This window comes from Chryseobacterium sp. D764 (genome assembly GCF_019317325.1).
Classification (GTDB): domain Bacteria; phylum Bacteroidota; class Bacteroidia; order Flavobacteriales; family Weeksellaceae; genus Chryseobacterium.
In genome coordinates, this window is the sequence record NZ_CP079219.1 from 4,079,931 (window position 1) to 4,100,705 (window position 20,775).

17 protein-coding genes are annotated in these 20,775 nt (G+C 30.4%); 7 read left to right on the forward strand and 10 right to left on the reverse strand.

Annotation, left to right across the window (positions count from 1 at the left end):
* The first annotated feature begins 102 nt into the window (after positions 1–102).
* The gene (locus KYG33_RS18595) at positions 103–3,897 is read left to right on the forward strand and encodes a hypothetical protein (RefSeq protein WP_219072203.1); all 3,795 of its coding nucleotides are present in this window, start codon (positions 103–105) and stop codon (positions 3,895–3,897) included.
* Between the two features lie 285 nt (positions 3,898–4,182).
* On the opposite strand, the gene KYG33_RS18600 is transcribed toward KYG33_RS18595, so the two are convergent.
* The 9 genes from KYG33_RS18600 to KYG33_RS18640 all read right to left on the reverse strand — a co-directional run bounded on the left by KYG33_RS18600 (position 4,183) and on the right by KYG33_RS18640 (position 12,534).
* Entirely contained in the window at positions 4,183–4,608 is a 426-nt protein-coding gene (locus tag KYG33_RS18600) for a hypothetical protein (protein WP_219072204.1), read from the reverse strand.
* Position 4,609: 1 nt separating this feature from the next.
* On the reverse strand, positions 4,610–4,993 hold the full coding sequence (locus tag KYG33_RS18605) for a hypothetical protein (protein ID WP_219072205.1): 384 nt from the start codon (positions 4,991–4,993) through the stop codon (positions 4,610–4,612).
* Positions 4,994–4,995: 2 nt separating this feature from the next.
* Entirely contained in the window at positions 4,996–5,460 is a 465-nt protein-coding gene (locus KYG33_RS18610; protein ID WP_219072206.1) for a hypothetical protein, read from the reverse strand.
* Positions 5,461–5,469: 9 nt separating this feature from the next.
* On the reverse strand, positions 5,470–5,871 hold the full coding sequence (locus tag KYG33_RS18615; protein WP_219072207.1) for a hypothetical protein: 402 nt from the start codon (positions 5,869–5,871) through the stop codon (positions 5,470–5,472).
* Positions 5,872–6,341: 470 nt separating this feature from the next.
* Positions 6,342–7,268, reverse strand: a complete 927-nt coding sequence (locus tag KYG33_RS18620) for a hypothetical protein (protein WP_219072208.1) — start codon at positions 7,266–7,268, stop codon at positions 6,342–6,344.
* Position 7,269: 1 nt separating this feature from the next.
* Positions 7,270–7,458, reverse strand: a complete 189-nt coding sequence (locus KYG33_RS18625; protein WP_219072209.1) for a helix-turn-helix domain-containing protein — start codon at positions 7,456–7,458, stop codon at positions 7,270–7,272.
* A 149-nt stretch (positions 7,459–7,607) separates the two neighbouring features.
* Positions 7,608–8,465: a hypothetical protein gene (locus KYG33_RS18630; protein ID WP_219072210.1), complete on the reverse strand. Its 858-nt coding sequence runs from the start codon at positions 8,463–8,465 to the stop codon at positions 7,608–7,610.
* Positions 8,458–11,778, reverse strand: coding sequence for a reverse transcriptase domain-containing protein (locus KYG33_RS18635; RefSeq protein WP_219072211.1), 3,321 nt, complete (start codon positions 11,776–11,778; stop codon positions 8,458–8,460). Before KYG33_RS18635 ends, KYG33_RS18630 begins: the two co-directional genes overlap by 8 nt.
* A 249-nt stretch (positions 11,779–12,027) precedes the next feature.
* Positions 12,028–12,534, reverse strand: a complete 507-nt coding sequence (locus KYG33_RS18640) for a hypothetical protein (RefSeq protein ID WP_219072212.1) — start codon at positions 12,532–12,534, stop codon at positions 12,028–12,030.
* Positions 12,535–12,755: 221 nt separating this feature from the next.
* On the opposite strand from KYG33_RS18640, the gene KYG33_RS18645 reads away from it, so the two are divergent.
* From KYG33_RS18645 to KYG33_RS18660, 4 genes are all read left to right on the forward strand, one after another.
* Positions 12,756–14,507, forward strand: a complete 1,752-nt coding sequence (locus KYG33_RS18645) for an alkaline phosphatase D family protein (protein WP_219072213.1) — start codon at positions 12,756–12,758, stop codon at positions 14,505–14,507.
* Positions 14,508–14,759: 252 nt separating this feature from the next.
* Positions 14,760–15,323, forward strand: coding sequence for a hypothetical protein (locus tag KYG33_RS18650; RefSeq protein WP_219072214.1), 564 nt, complete (start codon positions 14,760–14,762; stop codon positions 15,321–15,323).
* Positions 15,324–15,456: 133 nt separating this feature from the next.
* Positions 15,457–17,037, forward strand: coding sequence for a Na+/H+ antiporter (locus tag KYG33_RS18655; RefSeq protein ID WP_219072215.1), 1,581 nt, complete (start codon positions 15,457–15,459; stop codon positions 17,035–17,037).
* Positions 17,038–17,048: 11 nt separating this feature from the next.
* Positions 17,049–18,095, forward strand: a complete 1,047-nt coding sequence (locus tag KYG33_RS18660; RefSeq protein WP_219072216.1) for an MBL fold metallo-hydrolase — start codon at positions 17,049–17,051, stop codon at positions 18,093–18,095.
* A 76-nt stretch (positions 18,096–18,171) separates the two neighbouring features.
* Here the strand turns inward: KYG33_RS18660 and KYG33_RS18665 are convergent, their stop codons facing one another.
* Positions 18,172–19,011: a DUF4822 domain-containing protein gene (locus KYG33_RS18665; RefSeq protein WP_219072217.1), complete on the reverse strand. Its 840-nt coding sequence runs from the start codon at positions 19,009–19,011 to the stop codon at positions 18,172–18,174.
* Positions 19,012–19,313: 302 nt separating this feature from the next.
* On the opposite strand from KYG33_RS18665, the gene KYG33_RS18670 reads away from it, so the two are divergent.
* Together KYG33_RS18670 and KYG33_RS18675 are read left to right on the forward strand one after the other, a co-directional pair.
* Positions 19,314–20,027: a DUF434 domain-containing protein gene (locus tag KYG33_RS18670; RefSeq protein ID WP_219072218.1), complete on the forward strand. Its 714-nt coding sequence runs from the start codon at positions 19,314–19,316 to the stop codon at positions 20,025–20,027.
* Positions 20,028–20,029: 2 nt separating this feature from the next.
* Positions 20,030–20,680 carry a hypothetical protein gene (locus KYG33_RS18675; protein WP_219072219.1) on the forward strand — a complete coding sequence of 217 codons (651 nt, stop codon included), beginning with the start codon at positions 20,030–20,032 and terminating at the stop codon, positions 20,678–20,680.
* Positions 20,681–20,775 lie beyond the last annotated feature (95 nt).

Sequence of the window (20,775 nt, forward strand, 5' to 3'; positions counted from 1 at the left end):
ATTAATTCTAGCAGTAACAAATTATAATTTAATGCTAAAGGTTCATTGTTATATTTTTTAATTTTTAGTTTGAAAATTGTAATTTGCCATCAAACTAATACAATGAAGAGATTATTTAATACACTTAAAGGGGAATATTTAGACCTGAAAGCATTTACTGATAGTTATTATTTAGATTTTTTGTCAAGAATAATATTTTTTCTTGGCTCTAAGAAAATTAATCTTTTAACAAAAAACAATAAAAACATTAACAATTTAGAAGACCTCACACCTTACATTTCTGAAAAGGAAGAAGATAATTATAACTTACAAACTTATCTTGAATCATTAGAGTGGGGAATATTAAATCAAAATGTTAAAAATATTGCTGTTTCAGGTTCATTTGGCACAGGGAAAAGTACCATATTGAATCTTTTCAAGAAAAAAAATCCTGAATTTAAAGTTTTAGATATTAATTTGGGAAAATTTGAAGAAAAAAATAGACAAACTGAAGTTGATATTGAAACAAGCATTGTTCAGCAAATACTTTATTTTGAAAAAAAGAAAAATCTAAGAGATTCTAGGTTTGAAAGGATTACTTATGATAAGTTTATCTTTCTCAAAGTGATTTTTTTTATATTTTGGGCATTTTCTATCCTTTATTTATTTTTTGATAAAATATATGAGAAGGTATATTTTATAAACAAGAGCGAAACTTCGTATTATATTTATTTAATGAAGTTTACATTTATAATTGGTGTTTTCTTTATTTCTAAAAAGCTTTTTAGGCAAATTTTTAAATTGAAAGTAAGTAAAATTAGTTTTAGTGATGCCGAATTTGTTCCTAAAGAAAATGATATTTCGATTATAAACAAACATGTAGACGAGTTAATATACTTTTTTGAAAAAACAAAAACTTCCGTTGTCTTTATTGAAGATATTGATAGGTTTGAAGATGCTGTAGAGGTTTTTATAAAATTAAGAGAATTAAATATTATAATAAATAATTCAAAAGATATTCTTCAAAAGGTGACCTTCATATATGCTGTTAAAGATGAACTATTTAGTAAGAATAATGAAAAAACAAAGTTCTTTGATTTGATTATTCCAATAATTCCTGTTGTTGATTACAGTAATTCTAACACTCAATTTATCAAAAGACTTAAAAGTGATTTTATTGATAAAAATATTCTAATGGAAGATATTATATATAATATTTCTCCATTCATAAATGATATGAGAAGTTTAATCAATATTATTAATGAATTTAAAACCTACCATAAAATTAAAAACAAAGAAAATGATAAAATAGATTTTAATAAACTATTTTCTTTAATTGTTTTAAAAAATATTTATCCAATTGACTTTAAAGATTTACAAAATAAAGTTGGATTATTTTATGAAATTTTTGATAAAAAAAATGAGTTTTATAAGGAAACTGAGACGAATTTAACAATAGAGTTAGGCTTTTTGAGAGCTGATAAAGGAAATATAGTATCTGAAAAACAGCAAAGTATTGCTGAATTACGACGAATCTATATTTCTGAAATTTCAATTCAAACATTTGGAGCTACTCACTATCATTTAGATAATGAAAATGTGACTCTTAATGATTTTATAAATGATGAAGTTTTTACAAAAATTGTTGAAAATGATAAAATATTCTATACTAAAGATTACAAATTAAAAAATCTTGATTTTACAGAAATTGAAAATGTCATTGATTCCAAAACTAGATATAAGGATAGAGAAAGGAGAATACGTGATAAGCAAAATGATAAAATTATATCCATAGATTCTGATATTAAAAATATTCAAAACAAATTAAGCAATTTAAAAAACTCATCATTAAACGACCTTATTATTGAGGCTGGTAGTGAGGAAACTGAAAAATATTTTTCAAAGGCAATAAAAAATATTGCTGAGAGAATGATAGAGAATTCAAAAGAGGAGTTTGCAAATGATTTAGAAAAGCAGAAGGGTATTGACTCTATAATTTCGAAGTTAACCCCAAATTATAGCCTTCTTAAAGTACTAATTATAAATGGTTATTTAGATGAAAATTATTCTACTTATATATCTTTGTTTTATCCAGAATCAATAACTGAAAAGGATAATGATTTGAAGGTGAGAATTATTGGTAACAATGAGACGTTTTTCGATGAAAAAATTGACAGACCAAAAAACTTTATTGCAGAGATTGTCGTTGATAATTTTAAAAAAGAATCAATCTTAAATTTTGATATCCTCGATTACTTAATAGAAAATTATAGAAATAACAAAATTATAGAAAATAAATTTATTGAGTTCATAAAAAACATATCTAATACTAAAGATAAGTCAGTTGATTTCATAAATAGATATATAATATATTCTAGAGATAAAGGTAGAGATTATACATTTATTAATAGTTTTTCTTCACAATGGGATGGTTTTTGGGAATTGATTTACATAAAAGATGAATTTAATTTAGAAGAGAAAAAAAGAATTTTTGATACTTTATTTAAAAGCAGTAATGTAGAGAAACTTAAATCTTTAAACAAAACAGAGAAAATTAAAAGTTTCCTTGTTGACTATGACGATTTTGTACTTAGAAATTTTAATAGTGAATATAAAACTGAAGTTTTTAATAAGTTAAAATCATTAGGAATTATGTTTAATAAAATTAAATATAAGACTCATTTACATGATTGGATTTATGAAATTATGATTAATAACTTGTATCAAATTAACAAATCCAACATAGCTCTATTTCTGGAAAAATATAATGAAAATAATGAAAATGATTCAGCTTTGATAAGTCCCACTTATAGCATTATCAATAATTCAGATTGTACTTTTTTAAAGGATAATATTGAAGAAAATATAAATGAGTATATCGAGCAAGTTTTACTGCATTTAGACGCTGGGAATGAAGAAGGAGAGTCAATTGAAAAATTACTCAATTCAGATAATGTGAAAGAAGAAAATAAATATCTTATAATTGAAAATTTGAATTTCAAATTGTTAAGTATTTCCAAAATTAATGATAAAATATACTGGGGTTCATTGATGATTCTGGAAAGAGTAGAAGCAAATTGGAAAAATGTTCTTTTATATTATAAGATGGGTTCTAGTATTGATGATGTATTGACTGATTTTTTAAACGATAGCTACAATGATTTAAAACTTTACTGTATTGATGAACCACTGAAGAATACTGACGATGAAATAAACTTGGAGTTAATTAATCGTTTCAATGTTGATTTAGTAAATAGTAATATTTTAGACGTTACATTTAGTAATTTAGTTTCTTCTATGACTATGAATTTTGAAGAAGTTTCAATAATTGATAGGATTGATAGAATGTCAGCTCTTATAGAGCATGATATAATTGTACTTAATTCTTATAATTTATCATCGTTATCAGTAGAAAATATCCATCTATTGTGTACTAGGAACGAACAAACTTTATCTGAAATATATTCTTCTTTGGACATTCCAATAGAATCATGGGAAGAAATATTTAACTCTAATATAAGTGGTAATTTAAAAATTGATATTTTAAAATTTCTTACTGAACAAGAAATGTATGATTATAATGATATAAAATTTTTGACTGTTATAATTGAGAATTTCAAATCTACGCAATTTCATATATCTTTAAAGTATTTTATTGATAATGTATTATTGTCTGCGATTGAAATAAAGGAAAAAATTTATCTTTTGAATTTAGAAAGAAATAATATTAACAGTTTAAATATGAAAATATATTTAGAAAATTTAGGTGAACCATATTCCAAAATACTTCAAAAAGAAAAAATAGAAATTGAAAATTCTAGCGAAAATGAAGTTTTAATGAGGAAACTTAAAGATTTGGGATTTATAAAACGAACATATTTGAAGAATAATGATACAATAATAACAGTTAGTTTTTAAAATGTATGCTTAGCTTTTATTTAAATTTTCAAGGAAAAATTATAGATATATTGTAAGTTTTTTATTTAATGTTGTATAAAATTTTCTGCCTTTTGTAAAGAGAAGTTGTTTGACTATCAATTATTTAAACTAAAAATAAAGCTTTGAAGTTGTTACATATATATGAAAACCTAGAATCCCCTCTAAAATCGAGGGGATTAATCTTTTTTGAAATGCCGTATAATACCTATGTATCTTTCTAAATGTATTCAAATTATAATAAAGCTAATATTTTTGAATTTCTTTTTATTTTCGTGTATTCTGCTTGGACTTATAAAAATGAAAGTTGCTGATAACTTGCCCAATTTTACTTTGAAATAATGCTTTGCTGGGCTTATCAAGTTTCAATTTGGAAGTAGTCTCCTTTACTGTAATGACGATACAGTATCCCATAATATTAATAATTTTGATGTAATTCAGATATGCTTTGTTACCTTGAATTTTATTTAATTCTATTAATTTGCTAAAATAATTAGGGTTAAAGTATTTATATGATATATTGTAATCATGTCTAATAATAATATTTCCAACAACCTTTTTTAAATCAAGAGAATTATCTCTTCTCCATTCATGCTCAATACAATCTAGCAAATACGGATATTCCTGACCCAATGAAAAGACTTCATAGTCAAAAATTAATTTTAAATTAAACAACGAAATGTAATTTGACATATTAATATGATAAAATGCTTATTTTTATTGTGCTCTTAATTTTGTATTTCAAATAGCTTAATATCTCTAAATAACCTGTGTTTTTTAGATAGTACCCCTTGTCAATGCTACCATTATAATCAACAAATCTTTTATACATATAATCAGTTCCATTTTTGTCATATATAGTCCAATTATTTATGCATATTTGCTTTATAACGTTAATTTCTAATCCATCTATACTTTTTTGCATATAGTTTATATCTCCAATGACAACTTTGAATTTACTTTGGTTTTGCTTGTAAATATAATTTAGTTCGTATCTGTCAATACTGTTACATTCAAATATTTGAGATTTGTAGTAGGCACAAATTATTATAAAAACAAATAAAATTAAATTTTTCATGTTTAGTCTGTAAGGTTAGTATAATAGTTAAAATACCTTCCTTCATTGTTATTACAAATAACAGACTGTGCTGAACCATTTAAACACATTACGGTTGCAATTTCTCTATTTCCATAATAGAATTTAAAGAATTCAGAATTTCCATTCTTGTTATAATATCCTCTATTAAATTTATAATCAGTGCGATAATTTCCTTCAAATACCGATAATTTGCCATCACCAATGTAGTTAAGGACACATGTTATACAATTCCAATCAATATTGAAACTAATAAAAATTTTAACTCTGTTGTTTGCAATCTTATCGTAAAATTCTTTAGTATCAGCATCCATTTTGTATTTAACAAATGATAGTTTATAGCCATTAAATTCCGTAACAGAATTTCCATCTTTTTTCACAATAAATCCCTGAGAATACAGGAATGAGAATGAATGTAAAAATATTATTAAGAATAAAATCTTTTTCATCAGTTTAGGTTACTCTTTGTCTAAGGTAATATTGTTAACTCCGTTCACCCATTGTATTTGAGTTGAACTAACTTTTTTAAACTTATAAGAACCACTGGATGCACCTGCTGTAATTACAAAATTATAGTCAGTATCTGTAATTGTTTCATCAACTTTTGCAGTCTGCCCATTATTTGCAGTTTGTGTTAGAATTGCTTTATAGCTCGTCCCATTCATGACATAAATAAAGTCATCGTTTGTGAACTTATAGTAAGATGTATTACCAACTTTCCAAGACCCTTGAATCCAGGTAGGAGGATGAAAGTATTGAGTTGTTATGGGGTTGTTCTGTTGAGATGTTGAATCATCATCACCGTTAGAACAGCTAACGAAGGAAACAGCCATTAAGACTGTAAGAAATAAATGTTTCATAAATTGAATTTTATTGTTCATAATTTTTTAGTTATAAACAACAAAAAAGCAAGTGGACTAATTTTCTCGCAAATCTTGAAAGGTCGGCAAACCTAGAACAATAAGCAATAGTAATAGCCACTTGCCATATAGCAAGTGTGCTAAACCTATTTTTGCCATTGTTCTTATTGTAAATTTGCCGTTTATCAAGAAAGCAAAAAAAGTTTACACTTTTCTTTTCCGTTGAAGTAAGTGACAAAGATATTAATTCAAACTGAATCTTTCAATTCTATTTCTTGTAAAATTCTCACTGGCTAAAGTCAAAAACTTATCAGTGCCTCACTTGTGAAAAATGAGGTTATTAATACTGAAACAAAAAATATTAAACAATTGAAAATCTAGAGAAACTACAATGCTATTTGGAAAAGCATTAAAAAAGAAAGAAACTGCAAATGATTGATATTTTATTATATACAATCACTGAAAACCAATCATGCAACTTGATTAATAATACTACAGTCGTAAAACAACTCATTAAATTTAGCTTTTATCAGCTCTGTAAAGTACATTTCTGTTGTGTTGAGGTTATTTTGTTTTATCATCTCCTTTAGCTTTGCTTTATCTCTGCAAAGGTTATTTCTTCCTCTTTTGTGTTTCCAATAAGAAGGCTCTAACCTATTGCCTAAATCGCTTATAAATTCAGTACTTAAATCTTTTCTTTCAAATCTATTGTCAACAAGTGTAAAGCCTTTAAAAGATTCCAAAAACTTTGAATAAAGCAATAATATATTCTCCCTTTTTTTAAGGTCATTTAAGGCATAAATTCCAAGTTTCTTTAACTCACCTGAACCAAGCACAATTTCTATTCTTAAAAGGTTATTTTCAAGACCATATTGTGTTTTTTTATCATAGACCTTCCATGCTAAATTATTATGCTCAAACTTCTTATAATTCATAGCATTTGTCGATTTATTAATTGTTGGAGCTTTATGCTCGAATAAAAGAAAATTATGATTTAAGTAATACTTTGGTTCTTTATCAACAAGCAAGTTAAATCCAAATTCTAGACTTTGTAGATAACCATTATTTAAATTTAAACCTTTGAAATCTATTTCCAGTTGTTCAATGGCTTCCAATAGAGAACAGAAAGTAAAATCGTTGTAATTTTGATTCCCTTGTGTTTCTCCATAATTGTTGATGTTGAAATACTTATGAATGGAATTACCTAATACTGAATTCTTTTCAGTTACCCTCAATTCTATATTATTGATTTTCTTTTTAAGTGGGTATATTATCACATTTTCATCACTCTTTTGAGTTTTTCTAATCCATGATGAATGAGTATAATTTCCTGTTGATTGCAAATATTTCTCACATAATTCTTGTGAGTAAAGTTTAATTGTAAAGTTGTCTACCATGTTAATAAGTTTTTAGTGAATCGGTTAAAAATTTTTCTACATCTTCCATTCTAAATAATGGGCTTTTTCCACTCATTCCATAAGGAATAAGTCTACCGTTTTTTCGATATTGCCATATCGAAGTTCTGCCTCTTTTTAAAATTTTCTCTAGGTCTTCTAGTGTTAGAAGTTCTTCATTCTTGAAGTTCATATTATATATTGTTTTTAGTTGTTAAATTAGCATATAGCTATTGCTGTATTGTAATTACTCTGCAAATATAATTCACAAAAAATGACACCATCAATGCATTGCTATGATGGTGTTATAACTGTGTAATGAAGATTATGAGACTTTAACTTTTATTCTTGAAAAATAATTTCTGTTATCACTCCTGGGGCAGTTTCTCTAGTAAGATAATTAGTAATATTATTGAGTGAAGGATTTTTAAATTCATTTTTATTTTTCTTGTTTTCAAAGAGAAAATAATTATGAATAAATTGCTTAGAAACAGCTTTACTACTTACTATTACTTTTTCATTGTGCATTTCTTTAAAGAAAGTGATAACGGAGTTAGCAGGGCAAGAAAATTTTATGCCCTCACTTATATTTTCTCCGTTTAAAAGTTTTGGGAGATTTTTTTTCGAGTCTTCTAATATGAAGATGTCAAGAGATTTGATAAACCTCTCCAAATATTTTTCTTGAATAATAATACATGGTTGGGCTTTAGAATTTTCATTGATTTGTTCTATATGCCTTTTTAATTCACTTTTAGGCTCGTCAAAAAAAAGTTCTAAGGAAACATTTTTAAAAGGTTCTAGTTTAATTTGAGATTTTATTAGGTTCTCGTTATTTTCAAAAGTTTTTTTATTAGATAAACAACTGGCAATATAAAAATTTCTTTCATTAAACATTCTTAGAACTCTCATAAAGCTACAATCCCAAAGCTTACTGGGTTCAATATCCAAATTTAATTCGTTAGATGGTGGAATTCCTATTTTGCCAATTCTTTCAAAGTTTCGATAGGCTTCCTCTTGCCAAAAACCAGCCTTTTCAATCGCTTTATCCTCATTCTCTCTAACAAGATTTATAACATCAAGATTTAATAATTCTTCTAATTTTAAAGGAAAATTATTAAGAGGTAGTTTTTGGTTATATGCTTCATGAAAAAATTTTGGAAAGCCGAAAATCTCCATCAAAATATAGATGTCGTTATTCATTTTTAATTCTTTTTAGAACTTCTTGTAGTGAAAAATTAGGTGGGAGAGGTTTGTATTCCTTACTGGTATTGATAGATGATTTTATTCTTTGAAAATCCCTTAATTTTTTGATAGAAATTTCTCCCACCAAAATAGTATCATTAATACCACCTTTTAACCGCATAATATCTTTTATTGCTGTTTCTTTTGGCTGTGTTAGTCTTGTGTCTCCATAATTGCTAGTGTTTACTTGTGCTACATAACAATGTAAATCTCTTGAAGATGATTCAACAATATTAGAAAAGTAAGGTATGTCTTTATTCCATTCAATAGCCACAAGCAAATCTATTTTGCCTTTTAATGCTTCTCTATGAGTTATATTTGCCATCTCAAAACAGTAACAAACGGAAAAGTATATATTTTTCCAATTAATGATTTCATATCTATTTGGAGTAGATTTTGGGACATTAAGATGATATTTATTTATAGTATGCTCTTCAGCTGGAGAGTAGTTATTTTTTAATCTTAAAATTATAGTTGCGTCTTTTATTCCATTTATTTCAAATGGTAATATAGTAGCAACATAATTAAATGAAGTATTATTAATAGTTAGATGTTCTAAGCCTGAAACTATTGCTGTTTGGTTATCTACCGCATATCTAGAAATAGTAGATAATAAATTAAAAGGGATAAAACACTCTGGGAATAAGAGTATATCTGTTTTTTCCTCTCGTGATTTTTTAAGAATTTTTGATAACTTGTTATATCTATCAGTTGATAAATTAGGTTTACCTAAAATACTACTTAATATATTTTTTTCAAGGATTTCAGTGTTGGCAAATGAGATTTTAGGTTCATGAAGAACTTGATTTGAATTTATTCTAAATTCGTTTAACAGAAAATTATCATTCTCATTTATTGGTTTAATTTCGAATAATGATTTTTTTAACTTTTCATCAATTTTATAATAAGCTAAATGATTTGTATTTCCTTCAACGTACAAATTATAGGCAACTTCTAAATAATTTTTATAACTTATAATCTCCTTATCTTCAATTACTTCTTCATTTTCATCAAGTACATGCTGTATTCTTCTTTCTTCAATATCATATAATACGTTTGTTTCTACATATCCATCATTATTTAAAAGAAATGGATTGTTACTAAAATTATTGAAACTTTGAAAAGAGGAAGCAATACAACATTCCCAAAATTTAATTGGTCTAGGAGATTGTATTAATAATTTTTCATTAATAACGAATGATTTAATATGAGTATTTCTATCAACTAAGTTGATTTCGCCCTTTGTACTTAAATTTGTATAGTTTAATAAAGGTATTATAACATAATGATGTCTCAGCATGTTTGATTTTCTAAACCGTGTTGCAATAATTGAATTTGGTTTAGTAAAATGTATACTATTAAAAAAAATAGTATAATTGTTTTTCTCAAAATCTTTAGATTTAAATTCATAATTCTTATCGCTTTCGTAATCTTCATTAAAAAATTTTAAATTTAATGATACTGATAATTCATAAGCACAAAACAAATATTTAACTAAAGTTTCTCTAACATTTGAGTATTTAACATCAAAGGAGTAAATGTTCGTATTATTATTGTCTGATATTTTGTCTATCTGTTCTATACAATGAAATAAAAATTCTATAAAAGGTTTAGGAAGGTCATTTACGACAAAAAGCGTAAATATTTTTTCCCATAATTTATAAAAAGTTAAACAATTTTCTCCTTTAAAGAATTTTAAAATTTTAGCTTGTTCAGATTCAGAAATTTTGCTTTGTTTTCGCAAAGCCATGTTTATTTTATGTGATAAATAGACCGATAGACCAAACCTATCCTCTTTATAATCTTTTAGTGTCCTAATTTTTCCTTCGGTACCATCATATAGAAGATGATATGCATTTTCTTCAAATTCAATTAGATTGTCTTCATCATTTGGCATATCTCTAAATTCGCTCGATTTTTCCTCAATTTCCTTTTTTAATTTATCAATAACGATACTTGATTCATTTTTATCAAAATAATATAATAGTGTTTTCTCACTCTGACAATATAATGATGGATATTTGTCTATTTTAAAAACTCTATTTTCATAGTTTTGACATGAGCCTACGTTGTCTTTAAAGGGGGAGTTTACTAGATTTATTAATGGGTGAAAGTTGTTAAGAATATATAATTCTACTTCAGTCAAATCTTTTTCTCCAAAATCAATTTTATATGATGAATCTTTTTTTGCAGAAATATTTTTTTTGTATTTTTGAAATGAAAATTTATAATCACTTAAATTTTCATCCTTAAAGTTTAGAGGGTTAGGGTCTGCTAGTACTAATAAAATATCATCTACATATCTACCATAGTATGCAGGTTTGAATTTTTCAATAATAATTTTATCAAAATCTTTTAAATAATCATTAGCTATGACAAATGAGGATAATAACCCTATTGGTAGAACGAATTTTTGAATTTCTCCTTTTTCATTTTTAATTTCATTAGAGAAGTCATATGGAACCTTATATTGAGTTATAAGTTTTTCTGTAAAGTTAATATGAACTTCTAATAATATTTGATTTAAATTATAATGTGCATTGAAAACTCTAGAATTCTTTTTTGAATTAAAAAAAGTTCTATCTTTTCTTACAGAATAAAAATAATCTTTAATATCTAAGTTTAGAAAAAGAACATTTTTGTCTTGATTTAACAAGTTTTTCGAAGTACTAACAGCATCATCTCTCCATTTCTGATACTGACTGAAATAGGGTTTAAATAATCCTGAACCTTTAACAATTCTATCTCCTTTTATATTTAACAGTAATCTATTACCAATACATTCAGGAGTTAGCTTAGCATCAAGTTTAACACCTTCCTCTAAAATCCATAAAACCGATAAGATGTGAATTTCAATAGGAGCATTAATAAATGCTGTAACTTTCTCTAAAGGGTATCTGTCTTTTGTTCTTATGTTAGAGATTATTCTTTGTGATTGATTTTCATTTGCGAATTTTTTTGGATAAAAATTTATCTCAATTTCTTTTATGAATTTGTTGAAAAATTCTGGTTCATCATTAAATTTATTCAGCCTATCGGTTATTATTTCTAGTTTTTCTTCAATAGAGATTTTTTTGCCCTTGTTTTCACTACTTCGATAATTCATGTAATCATTATTGAAAAACATCTTAAAAAAATCATTTGGGTCTTGTGTTAAATCTGTTTCAAATTCAACCAATTGCTCTCTTAATAATAAATCTCCAGAATCATAATAAATATATGTTCTTAATTTTGTATACGCTTCTTTAATTTGTGATACTTCAAATGGCATTTTAGTTTTTTTTACTTAACTCAAATATATAATTGTTTTTATTGAATCTGATAATTAAAAGGTTTATATTTGTAGTATGATAGTTGAATATAAATGAAAAACTGTCATCTATAGTGTACACTATGATTATTTTGTGTTTTGTATACACTTAATAATCAATAAGATAATTATACAAAGGAGTAGTCCAGGTGGGACCACAGAAAATCAACCGCTTACATTATGTGAGCGGTTTTTTTATTTAATAAGATGTTATTTAATAATCAAAACCGGTAGATTATACCTGTCAAACTTGCTTATAATACTAAGAAAATGATTACTTTCAGCCGGAGTTGCCCAGCCGGAGGCTCTATTTTGAAGTCCCAAACTATTTGAATCCAGAGAAATTTCGCTTTCAAAAACTAATGTATTGTTTGAGTAGACATACATCTTACTTTGTATTGTTGAAACATCCGCACTGTTATATTTGAATTCACAATTAAGCAGATTTTCTATTAATGATGAATTACTAGATTGTAAAACTCTCCATTTCGGGATTGTGGAATCTATATTTTTTCTGTCTTCATGGGCTAAGACAATATATACAACTACATTTTGAGAATTTTTTAATTCAGGAATATCCTTTAATTTAAATATTTGATCGGGTTTAAAATTAATAGATTCTGGATCTTTTATAGCTGCTAAGGATATTATCATTGGGGTATAGAAAAAATATCCTATGACTAGAAGAAATAGTGAAAGAACAATTTTTTTTGTCATGCAATTTTATCATAGTTATTAGTATCGTGAATGTAATAAAAAGCAGAACAGCTTTAGAAAATATTTGAACAAATTCTATTTTTCTTTTCTGAAAAGAGATATTTTACAGCTTTAAATTTCCTATGCATAACATTAAACATTTGTTTAAAAAACGATAAAGGATAGTTAAAACTCAGTTAACAGCCTTCTTCTACAGATACCGTTGCTTTGCAAAAAAAGTAATGATGGAAAACAACAACCAATTCAACAGAAGAAGATTTCTTAAAAATTCACTATTAGCAGCCGGAGGAATTTTTATTGCTCCTTTGATTGAAAGCTGCAGCGACGATTTTACTGAAAATGGAAATGCTCCTGACGATCTTAAAAACGGAGGCTTTGAATCCGGAGTAGCAAGCTTTGATCCAAGTGCAACAGGTATTATCATTTGGACAAGGTATTCTAAGGGAGCTGATGCGGAAATTACATGGGAGATCAGTAAAAACAGCAACTTTTCAGAAGTGGTAAGAAGAGGTCAGGCCAATGCAACAGTAGTCAATGACTTTACGGTAGCGGTGGATGTACAGAATATCTCTTCCAATACCAAATATTACTACAGATTCTATAATATCAAAACGAAAGAAGTGAGTGTAACAGGGGAAACCCTTACTCTACCTTCGAAATCAGATGCTGTAAACGAAGTGAAAATGGCAGTGGTATCCTGTTCAAACTTTCCTGCAGGACTTTTCAATGTATATGGAGCGATTGCAAAGTCTGAAGCTGACGTAGTGGTACACCTTGGAGATTACATCTACGAATATGCCCCGGGGCAATATGGAACAAATCCTTATACCAATCAGCTAGGAAGGGTTCATCAGCCGGCTAAGGAAATTCTTAACCTCAGTGATTACAGAGAACGATACAGGCAGTACAGAGGTGATAAAAATCTTCAGCTTCTTCACCAGAAGAAACCATTCATCTGTGTTTGGGACGATCACGAGTTTGCCAATGATACCTATAAAACAGGGGCAGAAAATCATCAGCCTAATGAAGGAGATTTTCAGGCAAGAAAAATGGCTGCTTTTCAGGCGTACAGCGAATATATTCCTCTTAAAACCGGGAAAGATATGAGAATTTACAGAAGCTTCAATTTCGGAAATATCGTTTCCCTTTATATGATGGATACAAGGGTAATCGCAAGGGATAAGCAGATGGAATATTCCGATTATCTTGATAGTATGGGGAATTTTAATCAGGTACAGTTTAAAACAGATTTCCTGAGTACCAGTAGAAAACTGATCGGAAGCGAACAGATGTCATGGCTGAGTTCCCAGATCAATGGAGATACTGCAAAATGGAAAGTACTTGGACAGCAGATTTTAATGACTAAAATGATGGTTCCGGCAGAACTTCTGATGTTACTGAATCAGATTTTGGCAGAAATAGCACAACACGGAAGCGCACAGCCGGCTACCATGCAGGCACTTCAGAATACGATCACTCAATTAATTATTCTTAAGACAAGATACCAACAGCAGGATCCGACATTGACTCCTCAGGATATTGCCAGAATCACAACTACTTTACCCTATAATTTAGATGCCTGGGATGGATATTTCATGGAAAGAGAACAGCTGTATTCCGTTCTTGCAGGAAAAAATGTAGTGGTATTGGCAGGAGATACCCATAATGCATGGTTAGGAAAATTAACCGATGCTCAGGGAAAATTTATCGGAACCGAACTGGCTTGCAGCTCTGTTTCTTCTCCGGGATTAGAAGGATATCTGGGAATCACATCTGATCCTGCAAAAGCAATAGAACTGGCTCAGGCATTTTCATTACTGATTGATGATCTTGATTATGCCAATCTCTATAAAAGAGGGTATCTGCATGTGAAATTTACTACCGGAAGTTCCGTGGCAGAATGGAGATTTGTAGATAACGTCATTTCCGATACGTACAATACAACGACAGAAAAAACATATACAATCTCATAGTTTCAATTTAATTATATCTTATTTTCAATTTGGTAGAAAGAGTCACGGTGTGCCACCGTGGCTCTTTTATATTATTAGCTTTTTTCGTATCTTGAACAGATGCAAGAGGATGTAAGAAAAGATTTTTTGCCGTTAGTCTCTAAGCCATGGTGGTTCATGACCTGGTTAACCAGAACATTGGCTGTACTTTTATTATTGGTGATGTTTTTAGTGTTATTAGTATTACCGGTTATTATTTGTAAAAATATTGTAATGCTTGTTATAGTATCAATATTGTACTATCCGGCCTTAGGTTTTGGTTTATATCGTTTTATTCTTTATCAGAAGACGGTCACAAAAAGAGTAGTTAAAAGGATTGTGGTTGATGATAAAGGAGTTCATTATGAAAGAAAAAATGGAACGACAGATCATATTCTTTACCATAATCTGGAAAAATATCACCTTACCGATGAATATGATGTAGATCTTAGCCCCCGAAATAAAATCTATGTATTAAAAGTAAAACACAATGGCTCTGTAACAGAGGTAGATTTTGATGGAGTGGATGCAGATTACAGCTGCTATATTGTAAATCTCAGAGCTTTGCGGAGAAGATATATTCAGGGAATCATTTACTTCAGACCAGATCTGCGCATCAATCCTTCTGTTTATACTGCATATAATATCAATCCAGTAGATTTTACATTCGATAAAAAAAAGTATGGGACAGCGTTTGCGAAGGCTTTAGCCGTATTGATCCTGTTAGGTTCAATATTGGGATGTATTATGCTGGGACTGGTTAAATGGCTTTCTAAAGATCAGATTTATTTACACTAAGAATCATCCGGTAAGAATTTTACAGCCGATTAAATTTATTTTCACTTCTCAAAATCTTATGCTTATATTTATTTTTCTTTTAAATTTTGTTATTCGATAACAGAGACTTGATTTAAAATTAATTGAAAAAGCAATGGTGGAAAATTTTATTTATTATTTAGGATTGGTCCTTGTCATTATCGGGGCCATTATGCTGGCCAATCGATTGAAAGTAGCCTATCCTATCATACTGGTTATTGCCGGACTTCTTATTAGTTTTATCCCTGGATTGCCGGTATTAAAAATAGATCCTGAACTGATTTTTATTATTTTCCTGCCTCCGCTTTTATACGAAGCAGCCTTTGCCGTATCCTGGAAGGAAATATGGAAAATGAGGCGGATCATTACCAGTTTTGCATTCATTGTAGTTTTCCTTACAGCAATCACTGTTGCTTTTGTAGCGAACTCATATATTCCCGGCTTTTCACTGGCATTAGGTTTTGTGTTGGGTGGAATAGTATCACCACCGGATGCGGTAAGTGCCGGAGCCATTTTAAAATTTGTAAAAGTTCCTAAAAATCTATCTACTGTTCTCGAGGGTGAAAGTTTGTTCAATGATGCCTCCTCACTAATCATCTTCAGGTTTGCAATGTTGGCGGTGGCTACAGGGCAGTTTATATGGCAGGATGCAGCCATTAGCTTTGGATGGATGGTTTTCGGAGGGTTGGGAATAGGAGTTGTATTGGCTTTTGTATTTCTTGAAATTGAAAAGATATTCCCTACTGATGTCAATATGGATGCTATACTAAGTCTGGTTGCTCCCTATGTGATGTACATTGCTGCAGAAGAAGTTCACTCTTCAGGAGTACTTGCAGTAGTAAGTGGTGGATTATTTCTTTCCGTAAGAAGACATGAGATTTTCAGAACTTCACAATCCAGATTAAGAGGTTCCAATGTCTGGGAAAGTTTTGTATTTCTGATCAACGGAATTGTATTCTTACTCATAGGACTGGATCTGCCGGAAATTATGGTAGGTTTAAGCAAAGAAGGAATAAGTCTGTCTGATGCTGTCGGTTACGGATTGTTGATTACAGCGGTACTGATTATTGTGCGTTTGCTTTCTTCTTTTGGTGCCGTTTTCGTAACATTGATTATGAGGAATTTTATTAATGTAGCCGATAGAAACCCCGGAATGAAAGCTCCATTATTGATGGGCTGGACGGGAATGCGCGGGGTAGTTTCTCTTGCAGCAGCGTTATCTATTCCTGTAGTGATGGAAAACGGACAGCCTTTCCCACATCGTGATCTTATTCTCTTCATTACTTTCATTGTAATTCTTGCCACTTTGATTATCCAGGGACTTACCTTACCTGCTTTAATCAAAAAACTCAATTTATCTGATGCCGGAGGAGGATATTTGTCTGAGGAAGAATCTGAACATTTCTTAAGAAGAGAAATGCGCAAGGTAGCCTTCAGGTATCTGGATGAAAATTATAAAGAAAGAAGAAGCGAAAATGAATATTTTAGCAAACTGATGGACCGCTGGGAACAGGAAGATAAAGAAGACTCTATTCATAAGCTATCTGAAGAAGCGAAAGCCATTTATTTTGAAACCCTTGAACAGCAAAGAATCTGGCTTCGGGAAGAAAACAGACGCAACCCGAATATTGACGAAGAATATATAAGACATTATCTAACAAGACTGGACCTTGAAGAAGAAAGGCTCAGAATGTAAAAAATAAGGGAATGAATTTAAAAAAGCAGCTCGGGCAGTTTCCCGATGAAAAAAGAAAAGAATATTTCAATACACTTCCCAATTATCTTAATGGGAGGTTTCAGAATATATTGACAACACCTTCCTTATTAGAAGGAGAAAGCATGACCAAAGTACTTTTCCACACCCTATGTAAAGTGGAAAATACTTCACCCAAAACTGCACTTCCATTTGTAGTAACGGATCTAGAGAACCTTCAACCCGAAGAAAATGTTTTGATATGGTTCGGGCACAGTTCCTATTTCATACAGGTAGATGGTAAAAAATTTCTGATAGATCCCGTTTTCAGTGGAAATGCTTCCCCAATGCCGGGTTCCATAAAAGCTTTTCAGGGAGCTGATTATTACAAGCCGGAACATATGCCGGATATTGACTTTCTGCTTATTTCCCATGACCATTGGGATCATCTCGATTATACAACCGTTCAGGATTTAAAAGATAAAGTAGGAAAAGTCATTTGTGGTTTGGGTACGGGCCAGCATTTTGAATACTGGGGCTGGAGTTTTGACAAAATCATCGAAAAAAACTGGTGGGAAAGCATAGACATTGCAGAAGGTTTCAGAATCACGCTCACTCCGGCAAGACACTTTTCCGGAAGATTGCTGAACCGTAATATTTCACTCTGGACTTCTTTTGTTTTAAAAACACCTACGAAAAAATTGTTTTTGGGTGGTGACAGCGGTTATGGAAATCATTTTACAGAAATTGGAGACAAATACGGACCGTTTGATCTGGCCATCATGGAAAACGGACAGTACAACGAAAAGTGGCCGTATATTCACACGTTGCCGGATCAGCTTATCACAGAAATTAAAGAATTGAAAGCTAAAAACTTCATTCCTGTCCATAATTCCAAATTCAAGCTGGCACAGCACATTTGGTATGAACCTTTGGAACTGGCCTCAAAACATGCAGAAGAAAATAATATACCGATTACGCTTCCTATGATCGGAGAAAAAGTAAATTTAGATCAGTTGGGAACAATCTCCTGGAAAAAATGGTGGGAAGATTATATGTAATATTCTTTCTCATTTTAAAATAAAAAACCTGCCCATTACTGAGCAGGTTTCTTCCTTCTTATCAAAAAAATAATCACTACAAAGGCTCCTTATGGTTGACCTTAGTATGAATAATATCGTAAAATACAGATGGATTAGCTACATCTGGGGTAATTCTGTACGTAAATGTAGTTTCATTCAGAAGCAGAATATCCACAACACGGGTAAAAGTAGGTGTGGTAAGCGTTCTCTTCTTCCCATCCGGAGAAATAGACCATGTACCTTCAGATCTCAATACATCATTTAATCCGAAAATTTTAAAAGTTCCGTTAGCTTTGAAGTAAGAATATCCTACATATCCGGCAACACTGGCATCATTTAATGCAACATTATTTCCGCTTTTATCCTTAGCACCAGTCGTTTCCCATGGTGTGGAAGCTAATGTAAGCTGTCCATTAGTTGGTTCTGCATGAGAAGTTCTCGTATGGATGATGTCATAATATACAGACGGATCGCTGGAGTTAGGACGGATTCTGTACGTAAATTCATTTCTGTTTAAAACAAGAATTTCAACATCACGGGTGAAAATAGTCGTCCCATCCGGGTTCAATGCGGCAATAGTTCTTGTCTTTCCCTGTGCATCTACAGACCATGTTCCCATTGATCTCAGCACATCCGTAAGATTGTAAATAGCAAACTTTCCGTCTGCTTTGAAATAAGCAAAACCTACATATCCGGCAACACTGGCATCTGTAAGTGCTATACTATTTCCACTTTTATCCTTAGCTCCGGTAGTTTCCCATGGAGTAGATGATAGTATCTGTGAGGGAGTCTGCTGTTCAATAATAATCTCATTATCATCACTTGAACATGCAGTGAAAGATACTGATAACAGCACAGCTGCAGACAGATAACATAATTTTTTCAGTGTATTCATAAGGGTATTTTTTAAGTCTTTGCAAACTTATTCCTAATAAATATCAAAACTTTGTACAAAATATCTCTTTTGTTGTAGAAAACATAACAGATCAGGAAATAGAATGAAAGAAAGTGGTATTCACATGTATTTCTATTTAATAATCTCCATATTGATGTCAAAATAGGACTTTTGAATCGGCATAATTTCCCTCTTTTGGAGGGGTGGCGAAAATTCGAAGAATTTTGACGGGGTGGTTTTAATATCCCGAATAAAAATATATTTCTTACCATAAAAATTCATCAAAAATTCTATTTTTGAGTATGAGTAACAGAAACCGCGGAAAAAATACGGGCGATGATCCCCTGTTCGGTTCAGAGAAGCAGATCCGTAAACTGAAATTGGCTGTTGAGGATATGCGGTATCTTCTCACCAGAGAGTACCCGGAAAAAGCAGCTTCTGAACTGGTTGGAAACAGATATAGATTGAAAACCCGTCAGATACAAGCTTTGCGGGGAGCTTCAGCATCAGATTTACAACTTTACAACAGAAGGTTGAAACACGTGGAAGCTTTAGATTTAAAAGGAAAAACGGTTTACCTTGACGGTTTTAATGTCCTGATCCTGCTGGAAAGTCTGCTTTCCGAAGCTTATATTTTCGAAGGACTGGATGGCTGCATCCGTGATCTTTCCGGTGTTCATGGAACCTATAAAAGAGTTAATCAAACCCTGAGAGCAGTGGAATTGGTGGCTGCTTTTCACCGAAAAAATAAGATTCAGAAACTGGTATGGATTTTTGACAAACCGGTTTCCAACAGCGGAAGAATAAAACAGATTATTCTTGAATTTGCAGAACAGCATCAGCTCAATTGGGAAGGTGATCTGCAGTACAATCCCGATAAATTCCTGGCGGAAAGTTCAGAAATCGTTATTTCTTCAGATGCCTGGATTCTGGATCACTGTAAAGAATGGTTTAATTTGATTGGATATTTGATCACAGAAGAAAGCCTTTCTGTTAATCTCATCAAAACGAAGTAAATATGAATCTGTTTCAACCTTATATTTCTCTGTTTTCAGAAACATGGAAAAGCAAGTATAAAGCTATTTTAGCAGAAGAACATCTGGAAACTCTGGAGAAAAATATTCATAAGTTTAAGGAAAATATTTTAGAACTTCACCGCCCTTATTTTAATGAAGAAATAATCATTGACAGAAAAGAAAGCTTTGAAAAATTCATTGATATTCTTGAAAGTAATGATGCAGATGAGGTGAAAACAAAACTTCTGGAAGCAATTCCGTTTGAACATTGGCTGAATATTTTAGGCCAAAGATTAACCTCCGCAAGCATCCGCGATGAAAGTGCGATCCCACCTTTAAAAACAATCCTGATCAATGCTTGTCAGGAATCTTTCAATAGTGAAATTACCATTGCACAGAGAGCCTGGGAAAAACATATCGGAAGAATGGATGATGATTTCTGGGGCGAAATCAAAGGAAACAATCAGCAGAAACAGGAGAAAGTAATGATGAAAATTCATGATATCCTTGACAACAGAACCTGGTGGAATGTTTTTTTTCATTACAAACATAAACTGGTTTTTGAAATCAGGGAAAAAGAAGGCCACGGCATCCGTTGGAGCCATGGAGGAACAAAATTAATTGGGTTTCTCGAAAAATTTATCAACGAATAAATACAACATAAACATCTGTGTCATCTGCGAAATCTGTGGAAAAATAAAAACTATTTTTCATCCTCTTTTAACTGCGTAAAAACATTGCGCATTAT